General features: G+C 67.9%; 23 protein-coding genes. 17 read left to right on the top strand and 6 right to left on the bottom strand.

The features are described 5' to 3' along the window. Positions 1-67 precede the first annotated feature (67 nt). From prfA to GS424_RS10695, 3 genes are all read left to right on the top strand, one after another. Positions 68-1,141: a peptide chain release factor 1 gene (gene prfA / locus GS424_RS10705; RefSeq protein ID WP_218958853.1), complete on the top strand. Its 1,074-nt coding sequence runs from the start codon at positions 68-70 to the stop codon at positions 1,139-1,141. A 14-nt stretch (positions 1,142-1,155) separates the two neighbouring features. After that, positions 1,156-2,151 carry a N5-glutamine methyltransferase family protein gene (locus GS424_RS10700; protein WP_160942227.1) on the top strand — a complete coding sequence of 332 codons (996 nt, stop codon included), beginning with the start codon at positions 1,156-1,158 and terminating at the stop codon, positions 2,149-2,151. Positions 2,152-2,894: 743 nt separating this feature from the next. After that, positions 2,895-3,728: a purine-nucleoside phosphorylase gene (locus tag GS424_RS10695; RefSeq protein ID WP_160942228.1), complete on the top strand. Its 834-nt coding sequence runs from the start codon at positions 2,895-2,897 to the stop codon at positions 3,726-3,728. A gap of 100 nt (positions 3,729-3,828) precedes the next feature. Here GS424_RS10695 and GS424_RS10690 read toward each other — a convergent pair whose 3' ends face one another. Next, on the bottom strand, positions 3,829-4,890 hold the full coding sequence (locus GS424_RS10690) for a PTS sugar transporter subunit IIC (protein ID WP_160942229.1): 1,062 nt from the start codon (positions 4,888-4,890) through the stop codon (positions 3,829-3,831). A 252-nt stretch (positions 4,891-5,142) separates the two neighbouring features. Between GS424_RS10690 and GS424_RS10685 the strand changes: the two genes are divergently transcribed. Beyond that, positions 5,143-5,946: an MBL fold metallo-hydrolase gene (locus GS424_RS10685; protein WP_160942230.1), complete on the top strand. Its 804-nt coding sequence runs from the start codon at positions 5,143-5,145 to the stop codon at positions 5,944-5,946. 13 nt (positions 5,947-5,959) lie between these two features. Here the strand turns inward: GS424_RS10685 and GS424_RS10680 are convergent, their stop codons facing one another. Continuing rightward, entirely contained in the window at positions 5,960-6,376 is a 417-nt protein-coding gene (locus GS424_RS10680) for a hypothetical protein (protein WP_160942231.1), read from the bottom strand. Next, on the bottom strand, positions 6,369-6,575 hold the full coding sequence (locus GS424_RS10675) for a helix-turn-helix transcriptional regulator (RefSeq protein WP_154332243.1): 207 nt from the start codon (positions 6,573-6,575) through the stop codon (positions 6,369-6,371). Before GS424_RS10675 ends, GS424_RS10680 begins: the two co-directional genes overlap by 8 nt. Before the next feature lie 209 nt (positions 6,576-6,784). Here GS424_RS10675 and GS424_RS10670 point away from each other — a divergent pair, with 209 nt between their 5' ends. Beyond that, on the top strand, positions 6,785-7,072 hold the full coding sequence (locus tag GS424_RS10670) for a type II toxin-antitoxin system Phd/YefM family antitoxin (RefSeq protein WP_160942232.1): 288 nt from the start codon (positions 6,785-6,787) through the stop codon (positions 7,070-7,072). Then, positions 7,060-7,398 carry a type II toxin-antitoxin system RelE/ParE family toxin gene (locus GS424_RS10665; RefSeq protein WP_160942233.1) on the top strand — a complete coding sequence of 113 codons (339 nt, stop codon included), beginning with the start codon at positions 7,060-7,062 and terminating at the stop codon, positions 7,396-7,398. Before GS424_RS10670 ends, GS424_RS10665 begins: the two co-directional genes overlap by 13 nt. Positions 7,399-7,409: 11 nt before the next feature. On the opposite strand, the gene GS424_RS10660 is transcribed toward GS424_RS10665, so the two are convergent. Both GS424_RS10660 and GS424_RS10655 read right to left on the bottom strand, forming a co-directional pair. Then, a complete protein-coding gene (locus GS424_RS10660; protein ID WP_160942234.1) occupies positions 7,410-8,321 on the bottom strand; it encodes a cysteine peptidase family C39 domain-containing protein in 912 nt (303 codons plus the stop codon). 249 nt (positions 8,322-8,570) lie between these two features. Beyond that, entirely contained in the window at positions 8,571-9,644 is a 1,074-nt protein-coding gene (locus tag GS424_RS10655; protein ID WP_244977516.1) for an endonuclease/exonuclease/phosphatase family protein, read from the bottom strand. 568 nt (positions 9,645-10,212) lie between these two features. Between GS424_RS10655 and ilvD the strand changes: the two genes are divergently transcribed. The 11 genes from ilvD (at position 10,213) to nrfD (GS424_RS10600) (ending at position 24,497) form a co-directional block, all read left to right on the top strand. Further along, the gene (gene ilvD / locus GS424_RS10650; protein WP_160942235.1) at positions 10,213-11,886 is read left to right on the top strand and encodes a dihydroxy-acid dehydratase; all 1,674 of its coding nucleotides are present in this window, start codon (positions 10,213-10,215) and stop codon (positions 11,884-11,886) included. Next, positions 11,883-13,793, top strand: coding sequence for a biosynthetic-type acetolactate synthase large subunit (ilvB, locus tag GS424_RS10645; protein ID WP_160942236.1), 1,911 nt, complete (start codon positions 11,883-11,885; stop codon positions 13,791-13,793). Before ilvD ends, ilvB begins: the two co-directional genes overlap by 4 nt. Beyond that, positions 13,790-14,275: an acetolactate synthase small subunit gene (gene ilvN, locus GS424_RS10640; protein WP_009304310.1), complete on the top strand. Its 486-nt coding sequence runs from the start codon at positions 13,790-13,792 to the stop codon at positions 14,273-14,275. Before ilvB ends, ilvN begins: the two co-directional genes overlap by 4 nt. Before the next feature lie 56 nt (positions 14,276-14,331). After that, the gene (ilvC, locus tag GS424_RS10635; protein WP_160942237.1) at positions 14,332-15,327 is read left to right on the top strand and encodes a ketol-acid reductoisomerase; all 996 of its coding nucleotides are present in this window, start codon (positions 14,332-14,334) and stop codon (positions 15,325-15,327) included. A gap of 277 nt (positions 15,328-15,604) precedes the next feature. After that, positions 15,605-17,185 carry a phosphoglycerate dehydrogenase gene (gene serA / locus GS424_RS10630; RefSeq protein ID WP_160942238.1) on the top strand — a complete coding sequence of 527 codons (1,581 nt, stop codon included), beginning with the start codon at positions 15,605-15,607 and terminating at the stop codon, positions 17,183-17,185. 10 nt (positions 17,186-17,195) lie between these two features. Further along, a complete protein-coding gene (gene nrfD / locus GS424_RS10625) occupies positions 17,196-18,059 on the top strand; it encodes an NrfD/PsrC family molybdoenzyme membrane anchor subunit (RefSeq protein ID WP_160942239.1) in 864 nt (287 codons plus the stop codon). Between the two features lie 155 nt (positions 18,060-18,214). Further along, positions 18,215-18,595: a GntR family transcriptional regulator gene (locus GS424_RS10620; protein WP_154332236.1), complete on the top strand. Its 381-nt coding sequence runs from the start codon at positions 18,215-18,217 to the stop codon at positions 18,593-18,595. A 9-nt stretch (positions 18,596-18,604) separates the two neighbouring features. Further along, the gene (locus GS424_RS10615; protein WP_154332235.1) at positions 18,605-19,537 is read left to right on the top strand and encodes a slipin family protein; all 933 of its coding nucleotides are present in this window, start codon (positions 18,605-18,607) and stop codon (positions 19,535-19,537) included. A gap of 674 nt (positions 19,538-20,211) precedes the next feature. Beyond that, positions 20,212-22,614: a molybdopterin-dependent oxidoreductase gene (locus GS424_RS10610; protein ID WP_160942240.1), complete on the top strand. Its 2,403-nt coding sequence runs from the start codon at positions 20,212-20,214 to the stop codon at positions 22,612-22,614. 10 nt (positions 22,615-22,624) lie between these two features. After that, on the top strand, positions 22,625-23,245 hold the full coding sequence (locus tag GS424_RS10605; protein WP_160942241.1) for a 4Fe-4S dicluster domain-containing protein: 621 nt from the start codon (positions 22,625-22,627) through the stop codon (positions 23,243-23,245). 10 nt (positions 23,246-23,255) lie between these two features. Further along, on the top strand, positions 23,256-24,497 hold the full coding sequence (gene nrfD, locus GS424_RS10600; protein WP_160942242.1) for an NrfD/PsrC family molybdoenzyme membrane anchor subunit: 1,242 nt from the start codon (positions 23,256-23,258) through the stop codon (positions 24,495-24,497). A 122-nt stretch (positions 24,498-24,619) separates the two neighbouring features. Here nrfD (GS424_RS10600) and GS424_RS10595 read toward each other — a convergent pair whose 3' ends face one another. After that, on the bottom strand, positions 24,620-25,348 hold the full coding sequence (locus tag GS424_RS10595) for an AAA family ATPase (protein ID WP_160942243.1): 729 nt from the start codon (positions 25,346-25,348) through the stop codon (positions 24,620-24,622). Positions 25,349-25,559: the final 211 nt, after the last annotated feature.

The following is a 25,559-nucleotide window of genomic DNA, read 5'->3' as shown; positions in this document are numbered from 1 at the left end:
GCTTGGGGCGGGCGCTCTCCGCGCGCGGGGGCGCGCTCGGGAACCACGTCACGAAGGACAGCACAGGATGCAAGATACCGATATGCGCGAGAAGCTGCTCAAGATCATCGAAGCCTACGAGGACGTGCAGGCGAAGATGGGCGATCCGGCCGTTCTCGCCGATCAGAAGGAATACAACCGCCTGGCCAAGGAATACGCCAACCAGGGCCCGCTCGCCAAGAAGGCGCGCGAGTACGTGCAGGCGGCCGACGACCTGGCCGCGGCGCGCGAGATGCTGGCCGACTCCGACATGCGCGAGTTCGCCCAGGAGGAGATCGCCGAGATCGAGGGTCAGCTGCCGGCGCTCGAAGAGGACATCAAGTTCATGCTCATCCCGGCCGACCCGGCCGACGACAAGGACATCATCGTGGAGATCCGCGCGGCCGCCGGCGGCGACGAGGCGGCCCTCTTCGCGGGCGACCTGTACAAGATGTACGAGCGGTTCGCGGCGGCGCAGGGTTGGAAGACCGAGACGATGGACATGTCGGCATCCGAGGCCGGCGGCTTCAAGGAAGTCCAGTTCAAGGTCAAGGGCGATCACGTGTACTCGGTCATGAAGTTCGAGAGCGGCGTGCATCGCGTGCAGCGCGTCCCGAAGACCGAGAGCCAGGGCCGCATCCACACGTCCACGGCGACGGTGGCCGTGCTGCCCGAAGCCGACGAGGTGGAGATCGACATCAACGACAACGACCTGCGCATCGACGTGTACCGCGCCGGCGGCCCGGGCGGCCAGTGCGTGAACACCACCGACTCGGCCGTGCGCATCACGCACCTGCCGAGCGGTCTGGTGGTGCAATCGCAGGACCAGAAGTCGCAGCTGCAGAACAAGATCGCGGCCATGGCCGTGCTCCGCGCGCGCCTGTACGAGAAGATGCTGGCCGAGCAGCAGGCCGCCGAGGGCGCCAAGCGCCTCGCGCAGATCGGCTCGGGCGACCGCAGCGAGAAGATCCGCACGTACAACGGCCCGCAGGACCGCGTGACCGACCACCGCATCGGCTTCAACGGCACGTACAACGGCGTGCTGCTGGGCGACGGCCTGGGCGACGTGATCACCGCGTTGCAGGCCGCCGACCGCGCGCAGAAGCTCGAGCAGGCCGTCTAGCCGGCGAACCGCACGTGGCGAACGACATCTGGACCATTCAGGCCGCCCTCGATTGGACGGTGGGCTACCTCGAGCGCAAGGGCGACGAGAACCCGCGGCTGTCCGCGCAGTGGCTGCTGTCCGAGGCCACCGGCCTGCGGCGCATCGAGCTGTACGCGAACTTCGAGCAGCCTTTGTCGATGGAGGAGCGCGACGTGCTGCGCGCCTACGTCACGCGCCGCGGCAAGGGCGAGCCGCTGCAGTACATCACCGGCGAGGTGGGCTTCCGGCACATCACCGTGCAGGTGCGCCCCGGCGTGCTCATCCCGCGCCCCGAGACCGAAGTCCTCGTCAGCGAGGCGTTGGCCCTGCTGCCCGCCGCGCCGAAGCGGGTGGCCGCCGACTCCCTGCGTCCGGACGGCGACTTTGGGGAGCAGGGCGCCGCGCAGACGGCCGACGGGGACGCTTCCCCGGGCGAACCCGGGCCCGAGCCCGCCGAGCCTCCCGAGCTCCTCGTGGCCGACCTCTGCACCGGGTCCGGCTGCATCGCCTGCTCCGTGGCCTACGAGCACCCGCTCGCGCGTGTGGTGGCCACCGACATCGCCCCCGAAGCCGTCGCGCTCGCGCGCGACAACGTCGCGGCGCTCGAGCTGTCCGGGCGCGTCGACGTCCTCGCGTGCGATCTGGGGGAGGGCATCGACGACGCGCTCCTGGGCGCGTTCGACCTCGTCGTGTCCAACCCGCCGTACGTGCCCACGGCCGTCATGGACGGCATCCCGCGCGAGGTGGCCGCGTTCGAGCCCGCGCTCGCGCTCGACGGCGGCGCCGACGGCCTCGACGTGCTGCGCCGCCTGCTGCCGTTCTGCCGACGCGCCCTCAAGGAGGGCGGCGGCTTCGCCTTCGAGCTGCACGAGACGTGCCTGGACGAGGCCGCCCGCCTCGCCGGGGACGCCGGCTTCGCCGACGTGCGCATCGTCTCCGACCTCGCCCAACGCCCCCGCGTCCTCACGGGGCGCAAGCCGCTCGCGTAGCCGGCGGGCCGCTCGCGGCTTCGTTGGCCGGCCGTGCGCGCGTTTCGGAACGGGAACGACGATTCGCGCCGCCGTCGGCGCGGCGCGCGAATCGCCGAGTTCTAGCCAATTTTTTCGTTTTGCGTGCGCTCGAGGGGGCTTGTCGCCCCGCAGCGCCCGAACGCGCATCGCGCGACCTGCGGAAACGCAAAAACTGCTTTCGAAAATCGACGTCCAAGGGCGCTTCGAAGCGCCGAATCGCACGCAAAACGAAAGAATTGGCTAGCATGCGCGAATTCCGCTGTCAAACCGCCGTTGACATCCCGCAGACCAACCCCCCCGTCATCCTGAGCGGAGCGACCGCAGGGAGCGCGCTCCGCTCGCTCAGGACGACAACCTGCCCGCCCATAGGATGGCGGCTTGCCCAGGTGCATGTCAACGGCGGTTTAACAGCGAAATCTCCGAATTCCATGCAATTTTTTCGTTTTGCGACCGTCGAGGGGCTCCGTTGGGCGGCACGCCATGCAAGCGGTTCTTGCAACCCCAGATCATGACACTGCTCGGCGCGCGATCGAGCCCCGAACGTTCGCAAAACGAAATAATTGCTTGCTGCGAGCTGATTCGCGTGCCGCAGGAGCGCTCCCTACGAGTCCCAGCCCCCGGCGGGCCTTCGACGCGCCCCGCCGCGTTTCCGATGCGCCTTCGGCGGAAGCGGCGCGGCGCAGTCGGCTATAATGGGGCGAAAACGCGAACGAGGAGGCGCCATGCTGGAGCGGAACGTTCTTGACGATAACCTGACCCTGTCGGCCTACGTGCTGCGGCAGCGGCTGGAAGGCCGCGAGCCGAAGATCGGCCTCGTGCTGGGATCGGGCCTCAACCCCCTGGCGAACGAGATCGCCGACGCGGTGAGCATCCCCTACGTGGAGGTGCCGCGCATGAAGACGAGCACGGCCGAAGGCCACGTGGGCCGCTTCGTCTGCGGCACGCTGGGCGGGAAGTGCGTGCTGGCCATGCAGGGCCGCCTGCACGCCTACGAGGGCAACAGCGCGCAGGAGGTGGCGTACCCCGTGTGGCTCATGGAGCGCCTCGGCGTGCGCACGCTCATCACCACGAACGCGGCGGGGGCGCTCAACCCGAACTACGAGGTGGGCGACTTCTGCATCATGGCCGACCAGATCAACTTCACGGGGCGCAACCCCATCGCGGCGCCCGACCCGGCGAACCTGTCCGACCGCTTCTTCTCCATGCTCGACGCGTTCGACCCCGAGCTGCGCGCCATCGCGCACGACGTGGCCGCCGAGCGCGGCGTGCGCGTGCAGGAGGGCGTGTACCTCGGGGCGCTCGGCCCCAGCTTCGAGACGCCGGCCGAGATCCGCATGTTCCGCTCATGGGGCGCCGACACGGTGGCCATGAGCGTATGCGAGGAGGTCATCGCCGCGCGGCACGTCGGCATGCGCGTGCTGGGCATCTCGCTCGTGTCGAACATGGGCTGCGGCATCGAGGGCGCGAGCCCCACCGGCCTCGAGGTGCTCGACGTGGCGAAGACGCGCGAGACGGACTTCGCCCGCCTCGTCACCGGCATCGTCGAGCAGCTGTAACGGCGTCGGGGGCCGCGGCGTGTGGACGCTGCGGCCCCCGACGCGGAGATCGCCGCGCGGACGTCGTCGCCCGCTGTGCGGCCGCCCGCGTCCGCGCGGCCTACGCCTCCAGCTTCAGGTCGCCTTCGACGATGAGGCCGGCCTTGCGCATGAGCGCGCCCACGGCCCCGGCGATGAGCGCGGGCAGCACGAAGCAGACCAGCACGAGGCCGACCCAGTCGAAGACGCCCGGGGCGGCCGCTCCGGCCTCCATGCCCGCGATCCAGCCGGTGTACACGCCGATGGGGCCCACGAGCCCGCACGTGCCCATGCCCGAGGCCACGGCGGGGCCGTTCTGGCTGATCTGGAACACGCAGGTGGCAAGCGGGCCGGTGATGGCCGAAGCTACGATGGCCGGCACCCAGACGAGCGGCTTCTTCACGATGTTGCCCATCTGCAGCATGGAGGTTCCCAGCCCCTGGGACAGCAGGCCGCCCCAGCGGTTCTCGCGGAAGCTCAGCACGGCGAAGCCGACCATCTGCGCGCAGCAGCCGGCCAGCGCCGCGCCGCCCGCGAGCCCCGTCAGCCCGAGCGCCGCGCAGATGGCCGCCGACGAGATGGGCAGCGTGAGCGCGATGCCGATGACCACCGACACGATGACGCCCATGAAGAACGGCTGCAGCTCGGTGGCCCACATGATGAACCCGCCCACGGACGAGGCCAGCGCGCCGATCCACGGCGCCGCCGCCAGTGCGAGCCCGCATCCGACGAGGATGGTGACCGCGGGCGTGACGATGATGTCCACCTTCGTCTCCTTGGACACGGCCTTGCCCGCCTCGGCCGCCACCACGGCGATGATGAGCACGGCCAAGGGCCCGCCGGCGCCGCCCACGTCGTTGGCGGCGTAGCCCACGGCGGCCAGCGAGAACAGCACGAGGGGAGGGGTGCGCAGCGCGTATCCGATGGCGATGGCCATGGCCGGCCCCGCCACGCTCTTGGCGAACGTGCCCACCTGGTTGAAGAACCCCCATCCCGACAGGTCGCCGACGGTGCTCAGGATGGTGCCGATCAGAAGCGACGCGAACAGCCCCTGCGCCATCGCCGACAGCGCGTCGATGGCGTAGCGCTGGAAGGTGATCTCGATGTCCTTGCGTTCGAAGAATGCTGCAACCGATGATGCCATGGTACCCCGTCCCCTTGGTTCGACCTGCCTGTTCGTGTGGGGAACCATAGTAGGCGAACCGTGCGGCGCGGCGAGCCGCCGATTCCCGATCGGCGGCAATTCCGCCCGTGCGCGGCAGCGCGTCCCCGCGGGGGACCGTTTCTCGGGGGCGTCGGTTCGGGACATTTGCGGACGCGAGGCGCGTTCGGGGCGCGTTCGGGTACAATCGGAGGTCGACCGAGAGACTGAGAAGAGATACGGGAAGCGAACCACATGAACCATCGACTTGCACTGCACGTGCTGGCAAGCGGCAGCCGCGGCAACGCGGCCGTCATCGAGGACGCCGTCACGGGCAAGGGCGTGCTCGTGGACTGCGGCATCTGCAAGCGCGACTTCTTCGCGCGCTGCGACGAGGCCGGGTTCGACCCGGCGAACCTCGAGGCCGTCCTCGTCACGCACGACCACACCGACCACACGAAGGGGCTCGGCGTGGTGCTGCGGGGGCTGGCGAAGCTGGGCATCGAGCCCCCGGTGTTCGCGGACGACGCCGTGCGCGCGGCCAGCAAGGAGATCGGCGCGCTCGAGGGCGCGTGCGACCTGCGCGCGTTCTCCGCGGGCGACGCGCTGTCGCTGGCGGGCATGCAGGTGCACGCGTTCCGCACGTCGCACGACGCGGCGGCGTCGTGCGGGTTCCGGCTCGAGGGCGGCGGCGACGCGGTGGGCTTCATGACCGACACGGGCATCGTCACCGGCGAGGCCGACGAGGCGCTGCGCGGCGTGCGCATCCTCGCGCTGGAGAGCAACCACGACGTGCAGATGCTCAAGGACGGGCCGTATCCCTACCCGGTGAAGCGGCGCGTGGGATCCGACTTCGGCCACCTGTCGAACGCGCAGGCCGCCGACGAGCTGGAGGGTCTGCTGAGCGACGCGCTCGAGCAGGTGGTGGCCATGCACATCTCGCAGAACAACAACACGTACCGGCTGCCGGACGAGGCGCTGCGCGCGGTGGTCGAGCAGGCCGGGCACCCCGCCGTCGTGCAGGTGGCGTACCAGGCCATGCTCGTGAGCGTCCGCTAGTCCCGCACGTCTCCTACATGGTCTTCTGCATGCGCGCGATCTGCGCGAAGTAGACGACCGTGGCGACGATCTCCACGCCGATGAGCGCGAGCAGCCCGGCGACGCTCACCTCCCCGACGACGTACAGCACGAGCCCCGCGATGGGCACGAGCACGCTGAACGTCTCGAACGCGAGCAGGGCGGCCTTGCCGTTGATGGCGGCGTTGCGCTCGTCTCCCTGCTCGATGAGCTCGACGCGCGTGGGCTTGTGGGCCAGCGCGAACGCGCCGCACACGATGAGCGCCGCCGCGCACCCGCCGAAGCCCCACACGGCCTTGCCCGCGAGGGGCAGGAGGGCGGACGCGCCGCCGAGGTCGAGGGCGAACACGACGGCGGCGAGCGCGCAGGCGATGCCGAGGGACAGCGTGAGGACAGCGGGCTTCTTATTCATGGTCTTCCTCCTGGTAGATGAACACGTCTTCGATCCGCAGGTCGAAGCGGCGGGCGATTTTGAACGCGAGCAGGATGGAGGGGTTGTAGCGCCCCTTCTCGAGCGAGCTGATGGTCTGGCGCGACACGCCCAGCTCGAGCGCGAGGTCCTCCTGCTTGATGCCGCGCGCTTTGCGGATCTCCTCCAAGCGGTTCTCCATGCGCGCCCCTTTCTCCCGATACGACTATGTAAAGCTAGCTTTCCATACAGTATACGAGGCGAACGCAAAAATGTAAAGCATGCTTTCCATTCGATGTCATTGGATGCGATGCGTCGTATAGGCATGCATGTCGCCTGCATTTCGAAAGAGCAAAATTCATGCAAAACGTGATACAATCCTTGCATAAGATATGAACAAAGGAGGTTCTCATGGTGATGCCGCTCCCTGCGATCAGGCCCATTAGCGATCTTCGTACCGATTTGAACGGTATTTGCGACGAGGCTCGCGATACGAGGCAGCCCATCTTCATGACGAAGAATGGAAAGGCGAGCCTCGTGGTGATGGATTGTGAGGCGTACGAGCAGCAGCGACAGCGTGACCGCTACGTCATGAAACTGCGCGAGGCCGAGATAGAGGCTCGCTATCGTCCGGAAACCGTTTCCCAAGCCCAGCTTGACGAGCGTTTGGACAAGGTGTTCGCGATGTGGGATCACTGATGGCGCGCTTGGCGCCAGCGTATCGGCCCCGCGCCAGCTACGACATCGAGTCGATCGTCGTCTATATCGGGCAGGTGCTCGATTCGCCTAAAGCGGCGCGAACTAGGTACGAAAGCCTGAAAGAGACGGTATCGCTGCTGTGCGACATGCCCGATCTTGGAAGGCCGTTCGATGACGACCGTCTGGTATTCAGGGATCGCCGCAGTTATCGGGTGGGCTCGTACCGGTTGTTCTACTCGTATTCCGCGGATACGCTCACCATATGGCGCGTCGTCCATTCCACGCAGGACATGGACGACTACGCCTTGGTCGATTTGGTCGATTAAAACGGCGCGGCTTACGCGGCCGGCGTGTAGGACCAGAGGCCGGTCGCCTGCGACGTGATCTCGTCGAAGGTCCAGTGGCGGCTCGTGTGGTCGCGGCTGAGCGGGTCCACCACGGCGAGCGTGCCGTGCTCGTCGATGCCGGTGATCACGATGTAGGTGGCCGACGAGCCGAACGAGCCGGCCTTCATGGCGGCGATGATGGGCCGGTCGCCCACGAGCTCGCGTCGCATGGCCAGCTCGTTCGCCTCGATCTCGCGCGAGGCCAGCCCCAGCTGGGCCGCGCCCTCGGTGAGGAGCTCGGTGGCGTCGACGGAGTTCGCGTAGCCGCTGCTCTGCGAGAACGAGGCGACCTCGACGGGCCCGGTGCCCGTGTCGCCGGTGGCCTCGATATGCACCATGGCCAGGCACAGGGGCGCCGCGCCCGCGTCCCCGACCGTGCTGGCGCCGTAGGGACGGTCGGCCCATTGCGGGTCGTCCTGGTACAGCGCGGGCACCGTGCCCTGCTCCCACGACGACTGCGGCGCGCTGAGGCTCGCGGTGCCCGTGGAGGCGGCGGCGCTCGCCGACCCGATGAGGGGGAAGGCCCCTTCGTCGATGGCGCCGGTCAACGCGCGCGCGGCGAAGATGCCGAGGAACGCCGACAGGATGGCGACGAGCACCATGGCGAACACCGCCTTGAGCACGCGTTGCGGCTCGAAGCTTTGGCGCGCTTGGCGCGAGGCGGTCGAGCTGCGGGCGCATACGGGGCGCACCGCCTCGGAGGGCGCGTAGGTTCTGATGCAGGTGGAGCGTTTCGGCGCGGACGCGTAGCGGATGCCGTGCGTGCGGTTGGGGAGGCAGCGGCGTTCCGTCGCGTACGGGTCGGTGCGGTAATCGGAGCCGGCGCTTTGGGAAACGAAGTAGAGTAAGCCTCGATACGGCATGAACGCCTCCTTTCATGGTGGTGTGCGGAGATAGACCAAGCCCCTTGTCGCACGGGGCGCTCGCGGGGCTTTCGTGGTAGGTGAGTGTACCGCCCGCGTGATCGTGCGCATGCGAGCTGGGACAACCGTTTCCCCGGTATGAGCGATCGGTCAGCAATCCGACATGTTTTCGGCGCGTTGACGGCGTATTCGAAGCGAGGGGGAGGTGCGAGGCTGGAGGGCCGGGCGCCGGCGAAGCGCCCGTCCCGGCTACTCGATCACCCAGGTGCCCAGCAGCGCGAAGTGGTCCGTGCCCTGCACGTCGACCGTCTGGAGGTCGCCCACAGACATGCCGCTGTTCTTGGAGTACACGATGTGGTCGATCTCGATCATGGGCGGCACCGGCACCATGGCGTAGTACGGCTCGGAGGGGTAGGTCATGTGGAAGCCCTCGCCCGCCTGCTGCGACGCGTCCACGAGGGTGTCGCCGAGCATCTTGCGGTAGCGCGAGTGGTCCCACGTCGAGTTGAAGTCGCCCATGATGAGGTACTCGTCGTCGTAGCGGCGCAGCGTGCCCAGGTTGGCGAGGCTCTCGTTCCAGAAGCCGCGCGCGCCCGTCTTGGGGGAGGCGGGATGCGCGCTGACGAGGCGCACCGGGCGTCCGCCGGCGACGATCGTGCAGGCGGGCACGGCGGACCCGGTGACGGGCAGGATGCTGTCGGACGCGTCGCTGACGGGCGCGAGCGCGTAGATGGCGTTGATGCCGCCGTTGTCGCCGGCCCCCGCCGCGCCGAGGACGCGCGAGGGCAGCAGCTCGTCGAGGCCGGCCGCCGACAGCCGCTCGACGAGCGAGTCGCTGACCTCCTGGAGGGCGAGCACCTCGACGCGCTGGTCGCGGACGATCGAGACGATCTGCTCGGCGTCGGCGTTGCCGTTCTTCGTGTTGAGGGTCATGACGCGCATGACGGCGTCGTCCGCGGTTCGGGCGGGCGCGGGCTGCGTCGCCTCCTCGGCGATGCGGGGCGCGGGCACGAAGAAGCCCGCATGCCAGACGACTTGGCAGGCAAGGCACAGCACCGTGACTGCAACGAGCGCCTTTCTCCTGGTCAGCGCTGCGATGACGAGCATGATGGCGCTCGGTGCCGCCAGCCAGGGCACGAACGCGGCGGCCTCGGGGACGAGCCGGCCGTTGCTCAGGGCGGAGGGCGCGAAGCGCGCGGCCATGATCACGACCACGCATGCGGTGACGGCCCACAGAACGATCGAGAGCGCCGTGCGAACGGGGGAGCGGCGGCTCTGAGCCGCCCGTGCCGCCGTCCTGCCGCCTGTCGTTGCTTCGTCCATGCCCGTTCCTGCCTTACCGTCGAGAATCCCCACGGCCCCCAATCTATCATTCGAACCGTCAGCGGGCACGGCGGATCGCCGTTCGATCCCCAAACGTCAGCGAATGCCCATGCGGTCCGAAGCCCGCCGGGCGTCCTGCGGCGCAACCCCCAGCCGTTCCATGTGAATTTCCCGCGCAAACGCTTCGACCGTCAAAGTTTTTCTTGCATCCGCGGAGCGCGGGGGTATACTTTCCTCCAACAAGTTCATAGATGAAATGCGATGACGAGGACAGTAGGGACGAATCCATCTCAAGAGAGCCGGCGGATGCTGCGAGCCGGCGGTGGACGGTCCGAATGCCCCCTCCGAGCAGTTCAGCTGAACGTCTTGGCCCGCGACGGACGATCTCCGGGTGCAGCCGAGGCAAGTAACCTGAACCGGCGACTCCGTTATCAGTCCGAAACGAGCCCCGCTCGACCGCCGTGCACCGGCGGCGCGACGCGGCAGCTCACTTCTCTCTGAGGTCCTGGTGCAGGTTGCTTGCAGCAGGATTTTTTTACGGGCGGAACCCAGAGAGAAGGGATCGGACATGCAGCTACGCAGCGACGCCGTACGATGCGGCACAGCGCGCGCCCCTCACCGCAGCCTGCTCAAGGCTGACGGCATCACCGACGAGGAGATGGAACGGCCGCTCGTCGCCGTCTTCAACTCCCGCAACGACATCATCCCGGGGCACAACAACCTCGACAAGATCGCCGAGGCCGTGAAGGCCGGCATCTACATGGCCGGCGGCGTGCCGTTCGAGATCTCCACCATCGGCGTGTGCGACGGCATCGCCATGAACCACGACGGCATGCACTACTCGCTCGTGTCGCGCGAGGCCATCGCCGACTCGCTGGAGTGCGCGGTGCAGGGCCACGCCTTCGACGCGCTCGTGTGCATCCCGAACTGCGACAAGATCGTGCCGGGCATGCTGCTGGGCGCGCTGCGCGTGAACATCCCCACGGTGTTCGTGTCGGGCGGCCCGATGCTGGCTGGCAAGCATCCGGGCGGTTGCGGCCCCACCACCGACCTCAACACGCTGTTCGACGGCGCGGCGCGCGTGCACAACGGCACGATGACCGCCGACGAACTCAAGTTCTACGAGGACACGGCGTGCCCCACCTGCGGCAGCTGCTCGGGCATGTTCACGGCGAACTCGATGAACTGCCTGTGCGAGGCCCTCGGCATCGCGCTTCCCGGCAACGGCACCGTCCCCGCGGTGTACTCCGAGCGCATCCGCCTGGCGAAGCACGCGGGCATGAAGGTGATGGAGCTGCTGGAGCAGGGGATCTGCGCGCGCGACATCGTGAGCGAGGCCGCCATCCACAACGCCATGGAATGCGACATGGCCTTCGGCGGCTCCACGAACACGGTGCTGCACCTCACGGCCGTCGCCCGCGAGGCGGGCCATCCCATCACGATGGACGACTGGGACGCCGCGAGCGCGCGCACGCCGCACCTCGTGAAGCTGCAGCCCTCGGGCCCGCGCCCGCTGTCCGACCTGTACGAGGTGGGCGGCGTGCCCGTGGTCATGCACGAGCTGGCCGAGCTCGACCTGCTCGACCGGCGCGCGATCACCTGCATGGGCCCGCTCGACGAGTACCTGCGGACGTGCACGAAGCCGGCCGACGGCGAGGTGTGCCGCACGCACGACAACCCGTTCTCCCCGGTGGGCGCGCTCAAGGTGCTGCACGGCAACATCGCGCCCGACGGCGCCATCGTGAAGAAGTCGGCCGTCGACCCCTCGATGCTCACCCACACGGGCCCCGCGCGCTGCTTCGACAGCGAGGAGGAGGCCTGCGCCGCCATCAACGGCGGGCGGGTCGAGGCGGGCGACGTGGTGGTCATCCGCTACGAGGGCCCCAAGGGCGGCCCGGGCATGCGCGAGATGCTCACGCCCACGTCGTCCATCGTGGGGATGGGCCTGTCCACGAGCGTCGCGCTCATCACCGACGGACGCTTCTCGGGCGCCACGAAGGGCCCGGCCGTGGGACACGTGAGCCCCGAGGCGGCCGCGGGCGGCCCCATCGCGCTCATCGAGGAAGGCGACACGGTGACGGTGGACATCGAGGGCGGCGCGCTCACGCTGGGCGTGGACGACGCCGAGCTCGAACGCCGTCGCGCGGCATGGACGCCGCCGGCGCCGAAGCACGACCACGGCGTGCTCGCGAAGTACGCGAAGCTCGTCTCATCCGCAGACAAGGGGGCGTATGTGTCATGACCAACGCACGCAGCACCTCAACCGACGACGCCGCGCCGCGTCCGACGCAGGCCAACGCCACGGCCGCCGGCGCGTCGCGCGGCCTGGGCAGCAGGACGCCCAAGCAAGGCACTGCCATGATCGGCGCCGAGGCCGTCGTGGCCTCGCTCGAGGCCGAGGGCGTCGACCTCGTGTTCGGCTACCCGGGCGGCCAAGCCATCAAGATATACGACGCGCTGTACGACTCCGCCCAGATCAAGCACGTGCTGGCGCGCCACGAGCAGGGCGCCGTGCACGAGGCCGACGGCTATGCGCGCGCCACGGGCAACGTGGGCGTGGCCATCGTCACGAGCGGCCCGGGCGCCACGAACACGGTGACGGGCATCGCGACGGCCTACATGGACAGCGTGCCGCTCGTGGTGATCACGGGCCAGGTGCCGCGCGGCGTCATCGGCACCGACTCGTTCCAGGAGTCCGACATCGTGGGCATCACCATGCCGGTGGTCAAGCACAGCTACCTGCTGCAATCGACCGACGAGCTCACGCGGACGTTCCGCGAGGCGTTCCACATCGCCAAGACCGGGCGCCCCGGCCCCGTGCTCATCGACATCCCGTCCGACCTGGCCAGCGAACGCATGGTGTTCGACTACCCCGACGACGTGAACCTGCCGTCGTACAAGCCCACCTACCGCGGCAACGCCAAGCAGATCAAGCAGGCCGTCGCGCGCATCGCCCGGGCCGAGCGCCCCGTGCTGTACGTGGGCGGCGGCACCGTGTCGTCGGGCGCGTCCGAGGAGCTGAGGGAGCTCGCCGAGCTCATGCAGATCCCCGTGGTCACCACGCTCATGGGCAAGGGCGCGTTCCCCGCGTCGCACCAGCTGAACCTGGGGCCCGTGGGCATGCACGGCTCGAAGTACGCGAACCTCGCCATGACCGAGAGCGACCTCCTCATCGCGGCGGGCGCGCGCTTCTCCGACCGCGTGACGGGCAAGCTCGACGAGTTCGCGCCGCACGCCGACGTCATCCACATCGACATCGACCCGGCCGAGATCGGCAAGGTGCGCGAGGTGCAGGTGCCCATCGTCGGCGACCTCAAGGGCGTGCTCGGCGGCATCGTGGCGAGCCTCCGGAAGGAGGGCGCCCGTCCGAACACGGGCGACTGGGTGGCGCAGATATCCGCGTGGCGCACGCGCTACCCGTTCTACCATCCCGGCGTGGGCGACGATCCGGACGAGATCGTGCCCGAAGTGGTGCTGAAGAAGCTCTCCGAGCTGCTCGACCCGCAGAAGAGCGTCGTCGTGACCGAGGTGGGGCAGCACCAGATGTGGGCCGCCCAGAGCGTGGACCGCGAGGCGCCGCGCAGCTTCATCTCCTCGGGCGGCCTCGGCACGATGGGTTTCGGCTTCCCGGCCGCCATCGGCGCCGCCATCGGGTGTCCCGAGAAGCAGGTGGTGTGCGTGGCGGGCGACGGGTCGTTCCAGATGAACAGCCAGGAGATGGCCACGGCGGGCATCCACCGCGTGCCGGTGAAGGTGCTCATCCTGGACAACCGCTGCCTCGGCATGGTGCATCAGTGGCAGAAGCTGTTCTACGACGAGCGCTACTCCTCGACGTTGCTCGACGCGAACCCCGACTTCGTGAAGCTGGCCGACGCGTACGGCTGGCAGGCCGAGCGCGTGGAGAAGCCCGCCGACGTGGAGGCGGCGCTCGAGCGCATGCTGGCCAGCGACGGCCCGTACCTGCTGGACGTGGCCATCTCGCGCGATCAGAACGTGTATCCCATGGTGGCGCCGGGCCGCGCGCTCGACGAGGTGATCGGCGCCATCGACGTGGCCGTGGGCGCCGTGCGCACCGACGTGCCCGAAGGCGACGAGGTCGATGCACTCGACGAGGTCGACGAGAACGACGAGAAGGGGGGCGCGCGATGAAGCACATCCTGTCCGTCCTGGTGGAGAACAAGCCCGGCGTGCTGTCGCGCGTGACCGGCCTCATCTCGCGGCGCGGCTTCAACATCGAGTCGCTGTCGGTGGGCCCCACCGAAGACCCCACCATGTCGCGCGTCACGGCCATCGTGAAGGCCGACGACGTGGCCTACGAGCAGATCACGAAGCAGCTGCACAAGCTGATCAGCGTGCACAAGATCACCGACCTCACCAACGACGCCGCCATCGAGCGCGAGCTCGTGCTGTTCAAGGTGAACGCCCAGCCCGACCGCCGCAACGAGATCATCGAGATCGCCAACGTGTTCCGCGCGAAGATCGTGGACGTGGGCAGAAGCTCGCTGACCATCGAGGCCACGGGCGACGAGAGCAAGCTCAAGGGCATGGAGGACCTCTTCCGCGCCTACGGCATCAAGGAGATCACCCGCACCGGCAAGATCGCTATGTCCCGCAACAGCAAGGACGTGTAAGGCGCGCGGACGCACGCCGCATCAGGTACAACCAGCCTCAAGAAAGGAAACCAACCATGGCTGTTACGATCTATCATGAGAACGACGCGAACCCCCAGCTCATCCAGGACAAGAAAGTGGCCATCATCGGGTACGGCAGCCAGGGCCACGCCCATGCGCTCAACCTGAAAGACTCGGGGGTCGACGTGCGCGTGGGCCTGCGCGAGGACTCGAAGTCGCGGGTCAAGGCCGAGGAGGCGGGCCTCAAGGTGATGAGCGTCGCCGGCGCCGCCGAGGAAGCCGACCTCATCATGATCCTCACGCCCGACGAGACGCAGGCCGCAACCTACGAGGCTGAGATCGCCCCGCATCTCAAGCCCGGCGACACCCTCGCGTTCGCGCACGGCTTCAACATCCACTTCGGCTACATCACGCCGCCCGAGGACGTGGACGTCGTCATGATCGCGCCGAAGGGCCCGGGCCACATGGTGCGCCGCGTGTTCACCGAGGGCGCCGGTGTGCCGTGCCTCATCTGCGTGAGCCAAGACGCGTCGGGCCAGGCCAAGGACGTGGCGCTGTCCTACGCGTGGGGCATCGGCGGCGCGCGCGCCGGCGTCATCGAGACCACGTTCAAGAACGAGACGGAAACCGACCTGTTCGGCGAGCAGGCCGTGCTGTGCGGCGGCGTGACGGCCCTCATCAACGCCGGGTTCGAGACGCTCGTCGAGGCGGGCTACCCGCCCGAGATGGCCTACTTCGAGTGCTTCCACGAGATGAAGCTCATCGTGGACCTCATGTACGAAGGCGGCATGTCGAACATGCGCTACTCCATCTCGAACACGGCCGAGTACGGCGACTACTACGCCGGCCCCCAGGTGATCACCGACGACGCGAAGGCCGCGATGAAGACCATCCTCGAGCGCATCCAGGACGGCAGCTTCGCCCACGAGTTCATGGAGGACTCCAAGAACGGCCAGGCGTGGCTGAAGGAGCAGCGCATGGAGCACGGCAACGCCCAGATCGAGGAAGTGGGCGCCAACATCCGCTCGATGTTCAGCTTCGTGCGGAGGTAGGCCGCGCCTCGGCGCCAGAGCCTCGGGGACCCCTCGCCACGCGCCGGGGGTCCCTTTTTTCGTCCCGGCGCGCGCGATGCCGCGGGCTCCCGGGCGCCGCGGCCGCCTCAAAGGTGGGTTTCTGGGAATTTCGCCGGCTGAGCCTTCGGTTCGCGGCGTTTCGCACTATCATGGACTCGTCGCGCTCGTCAAGCGCGGCGCGCCGCCCCGTTCGGGACGCGGCAACGATTCGGATCAATGAAACGCATAGGACGCAAGACGCAAGGTGGTTACCATTATGACGAAGAAGGTGCTGGTTACCGAGAAGCTGGCCGACGCCGGCCTCGCGGTGCTTCGCGACAAGGGCTACGAGGTGGACGTGCGGCTGGAGCTGGGGCCCGAGGAGCTGGTCGCGGCCATCCCCGCCTACGACGCGCTCATCGTGCGCTCGGCGACGAAGGTCGACCGCGCGGTCATCGAGGCCGCGGAGAACCTGCGCATCATCGGCCGCGCCGGCGTGGGCGTGGACAACGTGGACGTGGAGGCCGCCACCGAGCGCGGGATCATCGTGTGCAACGCCCCCACGTCGAACATCGTCTCGGCCGCCGAGCACACGCTGGGCCTCATGCTGGCCTGCGCGCGCAAGGTGCCGCAGGCGAACGCGTCCATGCACGCGGGGAAATGGGAGCGCAGCCGCTTCACCGGCGTGGAGCTGTACGAGAAGACGCTCGCCATCTTTGGCCTCGGCCGCATCGGCGGCCTCGTGGCCGAGCGCGCCCGCGCCTTCGGCATGAAGCTCGTCGGCTACGACCCCTACTGCAGCCCCGAGCGCGCCGAGCAGCTGGGCGTCACCCTGTACGACGACGTGGACGCGCTCGTGCTGCTGGCCGATTTCATCACCGTGCACCTTCCCAAGACGAAGGAAACCATCGGCATGTTCGGTCCCGACCAGTACGCGCGCATGAAGGACGGCGTGGTGCTCGTGAACGCGGCACGCGGCGGCATCTACAACGTGGACTCGCTCGCCGACTTCCTGGCCGCGGGCAAGATCGGCGCCGTCGGCATCGACGTGTACGAGAGCGAGCCCTGCCTGACGAGCCCGCTGCACGAGTTCGACAACGCCGTGCTCACGCCGCACATCGCGGCGAGCACGCGCGAGGCGCAGCTGCGCGCCGGCGTGCAGACGGCCGAGTACGTGGCCGCGGGCCTCGAGGGGTCCATCGTGCCGACGGCGCTCAACATGGCGCCCGTGCCGCCCGAGGTGATGGACGCGGTGGGCCCGTACGTGCCCGCGTGCCAGATGATGGGCAGCATGCTCGCGCAGATCGACGGCGAGATCCCGCAGTTCCTCAAGCTGACGACCGCCGGGACGCTGGCGAACGCCGACGTGTCCATCCTCGTGGCCGGCACGCTCAAGGGCATCCTGTCCTACAAGAGCTCCACCACGGTGACGCCGGTGAACGCCGACTCCATCGCGAAGCGCCACGGCATCAAGGTGGAGACGCTCTCGGTGGCCGACGCCGACGGCTACGCCTCCACCGTGTCGGTGGTGGCCGACGGCACCGAGGTGGCCTGCACGCTGGCCGGCGAGGCCCAGGCCGCGCGCCTCGTGTCGCTGCTGGGCTACAAGCTGGACATCGCGCCGGCGGGCCAGTCGCTCGTGTTCGAGTACGTGGACGCGCCGGGCCGCGTGGGCACCATCGGCACCATCCTGGGCGAGGCGGGCATCAACATCACCACGATGCAGATCGGCACCAAGCCGGCCGAGCAGTGCGCGCTCGTGTACATGAACGTGGAAGGCGACGTCGACGACGCCGTGCTGGCCTCGCTGCGCGCCGGGCTGGGCGACCTCAAAAACCTCTGGTACGTGAAGCTGTAGCGGCCGCGCGATGTTCAGCCCGCTCATCGTCATCTACCTGTTCTTGGCGGGCGCGGGCTGCGGCACGTTCGTCGCGGCTGTGTTCCTATCGTGGCGGGCGCGCTCGTCTGCGGCGCTGAAGCGCTCGCTCGGGCGCGTCGCGCTGCCGGCGCTCGTGGCCTCGTGCGGCATGGTGGCGGTGGGCGCGGCGTGCCTCATGCTCGACCTGGGGCGGCCCGAGCTGGCCCTCGACGTGCTGGCGAACCCGCTGGGCAGCGTGCTGTCGGCGGGCGCGTGGGCGCTCGTGGCGTTCGTGGCCGCCGCCGCGGCGCTCGTCGCGTGCAACCTGGGCGCGCTCAGGCTCGGCCGGGGCGCCGCGACCGCCGTGAAGGCGTTCGGGTGCGCGGCCGCCGTCGTGGTGATGGTGTACTCGGGGCTGTTCCTGTCCACCATCTGGACGCTGCCGTTCTTGGCGTCGCCGCTCGTCCCCGCGCTGTTCGTGTGCTCGTCGCTGTCGTGCGGGGGAGGGGCGCTGCTCGTGCTGCCGGTGCTGTGCGACGCCGACCCCCGGCCGCTGTTCGCGGAGATCGCCCGCGTCGATGCGGTGCTGCTGGCGCTCGAGGCCCTCGCGCTGGCGGCCCTCGTGACGCTTGCGGCGAACGACCCGCTGTCGAGCGCGGCCGCCGCGCGGCTGCTGGCCGGCGACTTGGCGCCCGCGTTCTGGGGCGGGCTCGCGCTGGCGGGCATCGCGGCGCCGTTCGCGCTCGAGGCGGCGCTGCGCGCGCCCGATGCGCGCGCCTGCGCTTGCATCGGCGTTCTGCTGCTCGCAGGCGGCTTCTTCCTGCGGTACTGCCTCTGCATGGCGCCGTTCGTGGGCATCGCCTCCTATCTTTGAGACAGGGGCAGGAGTGGGGTTCCCTCTCGTTCCCGTTCAATCTGCGATTCTCGTCGGCAACGCGGACGAAGCGCGTTAGAATATATACGGTTGTATTTGGCTAGGGATGTAGGAAAAGCAGCGCTCGCCTCCGGCGGCGCGAGGAAGCTCGGCTCATGGAGAATTTCAGCATAGACGAACGCAGCGGCGTGCCCATCTGGGTGCAGCTGCGCAACAGGCTCGTCTACCTCATCCAGACGGGGCAGTACCAGCCGGGCGACCAGTTGCCCACCGTGCACGAGATGGCCGTCAACCTCAACATCAACTACAACACCGTGAACAAGGTGTACCGCAGCATGGAGACCTCGGGCCTCATCATGTCGAAGCGGGGCCGCGGCACCTTCGTCGCCGAGAACCCCGCCTCCGCCGACGAGGATTCCGTCGAGTCGACGATCGACGCCATGATGGGCGATTTCATCCGCCAGTGCGAGGAGCTGGGCATGACGCGCGGCGAGATCGTGGTACGCCTTCAGGACAAGATCTCCCGGTTGGGATAGGAGCGAGCTATGATCAAGTTCGTCAAACGCGGCAACGAGCGATCGAACGACGTGCTGTCGGGCGGGGAAGAGCCCGCTTCCGGCAGGCGGAAGGCGTCGCGTCGCGGCGCGGTCGTGCTGGCCGTGGCGCTGTTCCTCGTGGCGTTCGCCGTGGTGGTGGGCGCGACGTACCCCTTCCGCTCGGCGTTCACCGTAGGTGCGGGCGTGCTCGTGGGCCTGGGGCTGGCCGGCAGCGTGCACATCGCCTACGAGTGGGAGCGCGCCGTGGTGCTGCGCTTCGGGCGGTTCCATCGCCTCGCCGGGCCGGGGCTGTACGTCACCATCCCCGTGGTGGACTCGGTGACCATCGTCATCGACCAGCGCATCTCGTCCATCTCGTGCTCGGCCGAGCAGGTGCTGACGGCCGACCTCGTGCCGGTGGACCTCGACGCCGTCGTGTTCTGGATGGTGTGGGACCCGAAGAAGGCGTGCTTGGCCGTGGAGGACTACGAGCACTCCGCGTCGCTCGTGGCGCAGACCGCGCTGCGCGACGCCATCGGCCAGGTGGAGATCGCCGAGCTGTCCATGCAGCGCGCGCACATCGACCACCAGCTGAAGAAGAACATCGAGGAGAAGACCGAGCAGTGGGGCGTCACGATCATCGACGTGGAGATCCGCGACATCCGCATGCCCCAGGAGCTGCAGAACGCCATGAGCGCCGAGGCCCAGGCGCAGCAGGAGCGCAACGCCCGCGTGGTGCTGGCCGAGGTGGAGAAGGACATCTCCGACATGTTCATCGAGGCCGCGCACGCCTACCGCGAGGACGACCTGGCCCTCCAGCTGCGCATGATGAGCCTCGTGAACGAGAGCGTGAAGGAGGGCGGCAACATGGTGGTGGTGCCGAGCCCCTACGCCCAGGGCTTCACCGGCGACATCGCCTCCGCGCTGAAGGGCAAGAAGTAGGGCCCCTCTTCTGATCGCGCGGGGCCCCGCAGAAAGCGTGCGAATGTTTCACGTGAAACATCTGTACGTGTGGCGGGTCGCCGTCTTGCACGAAAATCACCGCTGTGAAGCTCGTCGAGCCGATGTTCCGCACCGTCGTCGATTGCGAGCTGGTAAAACGCCCGTGAAAGGCGTGCCGGTCGTACGCGTATGGGGCCTGAAACCGGTCGGAGGTCCCGAAATCGCTTCACGACGGTGATTTTCGTGCAGCGGCGGACGCTTCCCAGGTGCCGGGTACCGTCGTTTCGCCGCTTTGCGCCGCAGGGGCATCGAGGCGTGCGAATGTTTCACGTGAAACATCTGTACGCTTTGGACGCGCGCCCGGGAGCGGACGAATCGGCTTGCGCGCGTCGTGCGGAACCCTTCGTTGGGGGAGGGGAGTAAAACATTTGTCAACAGGTCATATATAATGGCTGACAAGGGTATACGATGCCGACGAGGCGTTGTTCCCGCAGCGGCGAAGGCCGCAGGAGCGGCATGCTCCTGCGGCCTTCGCCGTGTTTTCGGCGCCGTTCGCGGACAGGCAAATTATTCTTGAAATATACATATTCAATTTCCTATTTAACTATATTACTATGAAAACAGTTAATTAGTGGTCGAGGAAACGGTCATGAGTCACTGAGAAAGGGGATGCAATGGCCACAGACGAGACGAACGTGACGCGTCGGGGTTTCATCAAGGGAACCGCCGCCGCGGGAGCCGGCCTGGCGCTGCTGGGCGCGGCAGGCGCGATGACCACCGCCGATGGATGGTTGTCGCCGGCCCATGCCGATTCGGGCGAGGAGTACACGGCGTACACGTACCACCAGTCGCATTGCGGCGGCATGTGCCCGCTGGCGTGCACGGTGCGCGACGGCCGCATGGTGTCGGTGCAGCCGAACAACTGCTGCGACGACCGGTACGAGACGATCTGCGTGAAGGGCATTTCCGAGGTCCAGCACATCTACGGCGACCATCGCGTGCAGACCCCGCTGCGCCGCACGGGCGAGCGCGGCGCGGGCGAGTTCGAGCCCATCTCGTGGGACGAGGCGCTCGACGAGGTGTGCGACACCCTCAAGGACCTCCAGAGCAAGCACGGCAACGACTGCGTGGTCATCTCCACGGGCGCCGAGGCGAACTTCCCGTGGCTGGCCGCCGTGCTGGGCGCGCAGGTCGACGGCAGCTCGGGCATCGACGTGGGCATCGGCAACGGCCTCGACCCGGCCATCGGCTTCGGCGGCGGCTACGCGATGGCCACCTGCGAAGCGCGCGACTGGGTGAACTCCAAGCTCGTGCTCAACGTGGGCAGCAACTTCCTCGAGTCGAGCCTGCCCAACGTGCGCCTGTTCTTCGAGGCGAAGGAAGCCGGCACCCGCATGGTGACGGTGGACCCGCACTTCTCCACGACGGCCGGCAAGTCCGACCAGTGGGTGCCCATCACGCCGGGCACCGACGCGGCGTTCTTCCTCGGCATGGCCAGCGTCATCCTGGACGAGAAGCTCTACGACGAGGACTTCGTGCTGAACCACACCTCGCTGCCGTTCCTCGTGGACGCCTCCACCGGCAAGCTCCTGCGCGACCACGCGGAGGACGTGGACGCCGAAGAGCCCGAGACGGGCGAGCAGAACCCCTTCTTCGTGTGGGATACGGCGGCCGACGCGAAGGCCGCCCACACCGACGCGGCCGCGAAGCCGGCGCTCGAAGGCACCTTCACCGTCGACGGCGCGTCCTGCACCACCGTGTTCTCGCTCCTCAAGAAGAAGCAGGCCGAATACACTCCCGAGTGGGCCGAAGGCGTGAGCGGCGTGCCTGCCGACGTCATCCGCAACCTCGCCCGCGAGTACGCCGAGGGCCCTGCGTGCCTCGCGCTCGGCTGGGGCGGCAACGACAAGATGGGCAACGCCGACATCGCGGGACACGCCGCCGCCACGCTCGTGGCCCTCACGGGCAACGTGGGCAAGGTGGGCGCCGGCGTGGGCGTGTTCGTGGGCGGCAGCTACAACGGCCATGCGGGCACGCTGGGCGCCTGGGAGCTGCCTGAGGACCTCGCGGCCGGCACCCTCGAGATGCCGCTGTACGACGCCCGCGACGGCCAGGCCAAGGTGCGCGCCTGCATCTTCTGCGGCGACGTGCTGCAGCAGCACATCGGCAACATGAACAAGACGGCCGAGTTCGCCCGCGGCCTCGACTTCATCGTCACCATCGACCCGTACTTCACCGAGGGCGCCAAGTGGGCCGACATCATCCTGCCCGCCACGACGCGCTTCGAGAACGACGCGGAGGTGGGCAACGTGAAGGTGGGCTACAGCAACATCGTGCTGCAGAACAAGATCATCGAGCCCCTGTTCGAGGCCCGAACCGACTTCTGGATCGGCAAGGAGATCGCCAAGCGCTTCGGCAAGGACCAGTACCTGCCCGCCACGTCCGAGGAGTGGGTGGCGAAGGTGCTGTCCTCCTCCGAGGATCCCTACGTCTCGGCGCTCACCGTCGACAAGATCAACGAGAAGCAGGGCGTGTACCCCCTCGAGGGCATCGAGGAGCCGCGCCGCGAGTTTATGGACCGCGTGTTCGCCACCACGTCCACCCGCATGGACGTGTACTACGACGCGCTGGCCTCCTACGACCAGGCGCTGCCCACCTACGAGCCCCCGCTGGAGGCGCATGCCGACAGCAAGCTGGCCTCCACCTACCCGCTGCAGCTGGCCAACGTGCGCACGCGCTACCGCATCCACAACCAGTTCAACGATGCCAAGTGGATCCAGCAGTTCGCCGAGCCGCGCATCGAGCTCAACCCCTCCGAGATGGAGGCGCGCGGGCTGGCCACGGGCGACGCGGTGGAGGTGTTCAACGACCGCGGCTCCTTCAAGTGCCGCGTGAAGGCGAACGAGTCCATCCGCCCCGGCAGCGCCCGCATGTTCGAGGGGCAGACGGCCGACTTCCTCATCGAAGGCAACGTCCAGAACGTCACGAACGACGGCTACGTCGAGCGCGGCGCCGAGCTCATGTGCGGCCCGGTCATCCCGTTCTCCGACACCCTCGTCGAGATCAAGAAAGCGTAGGTGACCGATCATGACCAAGCTTGGCATCGCCATCAACCTTGAGCGCTGCGTCGGGTGCAACACCTGCGCCAACGCCTGCAAGATGCAGAACAACATCCCCATGAACATGCTGTACATCCGCGTGGAGACCGACGGCGTGGACACCGCCGACGGCGCGCAGGGGACCTACCCCAACCTCAGCCGCACCTACATCCCCGTGGCGTGCCAGCACTGCGAGAACCCCGCGTGCCTCAAGGTGTGCCCCGTGGGCGCCACGTACAAGGACGATAAGGGCCGCGTGGAGATCCACTACGACAAGTGCATCGGCTGCCGCATCTGCATGGCCGCGTGCCCGTACAACGCCCGCGTGTTCAACTGGAACGAGCCTGAGCGCGACCCCAACTGGAACTACGGCGACAAGGACGTGCCGGTGCGCCCGAAGGGCGTGGCCGAGAAGTGCACGCTGTGCAAGGAGCGCACCGACCGCGGCGACATCCCCATGTGCGTGCGCGTGTGCCCGGGCCGCGCCCGCGTGTACGGCGACCTGGACGATCCCGACTCCGAGATCTCGAAGGTCGTGCGCGAGAACAAGGCCTATCAGCTTCTCGAGGAGTTCGGCACCCGCCCGCAGCTCCGCTACTACAACGCTTAGGGGGCTTGAGATGCAAACGAAACGAATCTCCCGTCCGGTCATGATCGTCCTGGCCGTGATCGCCGCCGTCGGCGCAGCCGCCTGGATCTACCAGACCATGTTCGGCCTCGGCGTGACCGGCATGAACAACGGCACCTCCTGGGGCCTGTACATCGCCGCGTTCATGTTCTTCGTCGGCCTGTCTGCCGGCGGCCTCATCGTGGCCTCCTCGGCGTCGATCTTCCACGTCACCGAGTTCAAGAAGGTGGCGCTGCCGGCCGTGTGCGTGTCCACGGTGTGCATCTGCTGCGCGGGCCTGCTGGTCATCCTCGACCTCGGCGGCGTGGCGCGCCTGTTCAACCTGATCCTCTCCCCGAACTTCATCTCGCCGCTGTTCTGGGACATCTGCGTCATCACGTGCTACCTGATCATCAACCTGGTCTACCTGTACTTCATGACGTCGAAGAAGGCCGACAAGTCCAAGATCGCCATCGTGTCGCGCTTCGCCCTGCCCATCGCCATCCTCGTGCACACGGTGACGGCGTGGATCTTCGGCCTGCAGATCGCTCGCGAGGGCTGGCACTCGGCCATCATGGGCCCGCTGTTCGTGGCCTCGGCCATGGACTCCGGCCTGGCGCTGCTGCTCGTCTCGCTCGCGTGGATGAACCGCCGCGGCATCTGGGAGACGTCGAAGAAGCTCATGGGGATGCTGGCGGGGCTGTTGGCCACCTGCATCGCGGTTGACGGCTACATGGTGGGCTGCGAGCTTTTGACCACGGCGTATCCCGGCTCCGAGGGCGGCTGGCACGTGCTGTCGCAGATGTTCTTCGGCGCCACGGCCCCGTACTTCTGGATCGAGATCATCGTGGGCGTGCTCATCCCGTTCACCATCCTCGTGTTCGCGAAGAACCGCCAGAAGACCGGCCTCATCGTGTTCTCGTCGGCCTGCGTGGTGGTGGGCGTGTTCTGCAAGCGCATCTGGCTGCTGTTCTCGTCGTTCATCACGCCGAACACCTTCGGCGGCCCGGGCCTCATCGACGGCACGTCGGCCGCTACCTCGGGGATGGACGTGTGGGCGGCGACCAGCTGGTACGCTCCCACCTGGGTCGAGTTCGCGGTGCTCCTCGGCGTGATCGCGCTGGGCGCGCTGGCCTTCCTCGTCCTCGTCGAGCGCTTCATCATGAAGGCGAAGCCGACCGACCTCATCGACGCCGACGCGGCCCATGCCGACGCGGCCGGCGCCGACGCGAAAGCGAGCTCACCCTCCTGCTAGCGCGTGCGACCTCCTCTTCAGCACGCCGTTGGCATCGGGCCCGGCAAGCGCTCCCTGCGCTTGCCGGGCCTTTTTGCGCTCGAGTGTTTCCCGTGGGACGGTTCCGTTCGGGACGTTTTGGATCAGGGCTCGAGGAAGGCCCTCACGGCGGCGTCCGGGTCGTCCATGAAGCGCTGCATCATGATCCATTCGAGCGAGTCCTTCGCGTCGATCTCGCGGACGTCGTCGTCGAACTGGTAGACGGTGGCGCCGTCGAGCGCCAGCAGGATGGGAGAGTGCGTGGCGATGATGAGCTGGCAGCCCGCGTCCCGCAGCCGGGCCAGCTCGCAGAGCAGCGCGATCTGCCCGCTTTGCGACAGCCCCGTCTCGGGCTCGTCGAGGATGTAGAAGCCCTCGGGCCGGAAGCGGCGCGTGATGAGCGCCATGATGCTCTCGCCGTGCGAGCGGGCGTGCAGCGACACGCCGCCGTAGTAGCGTTGGTCGTCCTCGAGCTCGTCGGTGGCGCTGATGAGGTTGAACAGCGTGTCGGAGCGGACGAAGTAGCCGTCGAGCGGGCGGTAGATGGACCGGTCGAGCCGGATGAAGTCGTGCAGCTGGGAGTGCGTGGGCCTCGTCGAGAACGTGTAGTTGCGCGAGCCGCCCTCGGGGTTGAAGCCGAAGGCGATGCCGACGGCCTCGAGCAGGGTGGACTTGCCCGTGCCGTTCTCGCCGCAGAAGAACGTGACCCCCTTGTCGAACCGGATCGCATCGAGCGAGGCGATCGCGGGGATGTTGAACGGGTAGGCGTCGGCGGCGGGGACCTCGCTCCAGAGGATCTCGGCCGAGCGCACGAACGCATCGTTTTCGAACATGGCAGCCCCTTCGTCTCGTCGAGCGCCGCAAGCGCGCCTCCGAGTATACGGAATCGGAGGCGCGCTTGCCAGCCGGAAGCAGCGTGAGGCCCCGTCCCGTCGCGCCGCCACGCCGCCGAGCGGGGGGGCGACCTCGGTTTCAGCGGCGGGAGCGAAGGGACGGTGGACAAAAACGCGAGTATTCTTTATCTTTTGTTGGGAATAATCGTGA

The sequence above is a fragment of the Eggerthella guodeyinii genome, from assembly GCF_009834925.2.
Classification (GTDB): domain Bacteria; phylum Actinomycetota; class Coriobacteriia; order Coriobacteriales; family Eggerthellaceae; genus Eggerthella; species Eggerthella guodeyinii.
Note: the sequence above shows the minus strand (reverse complement) of the source record. Positions and strands in the feature narration are given on the sequence as shown.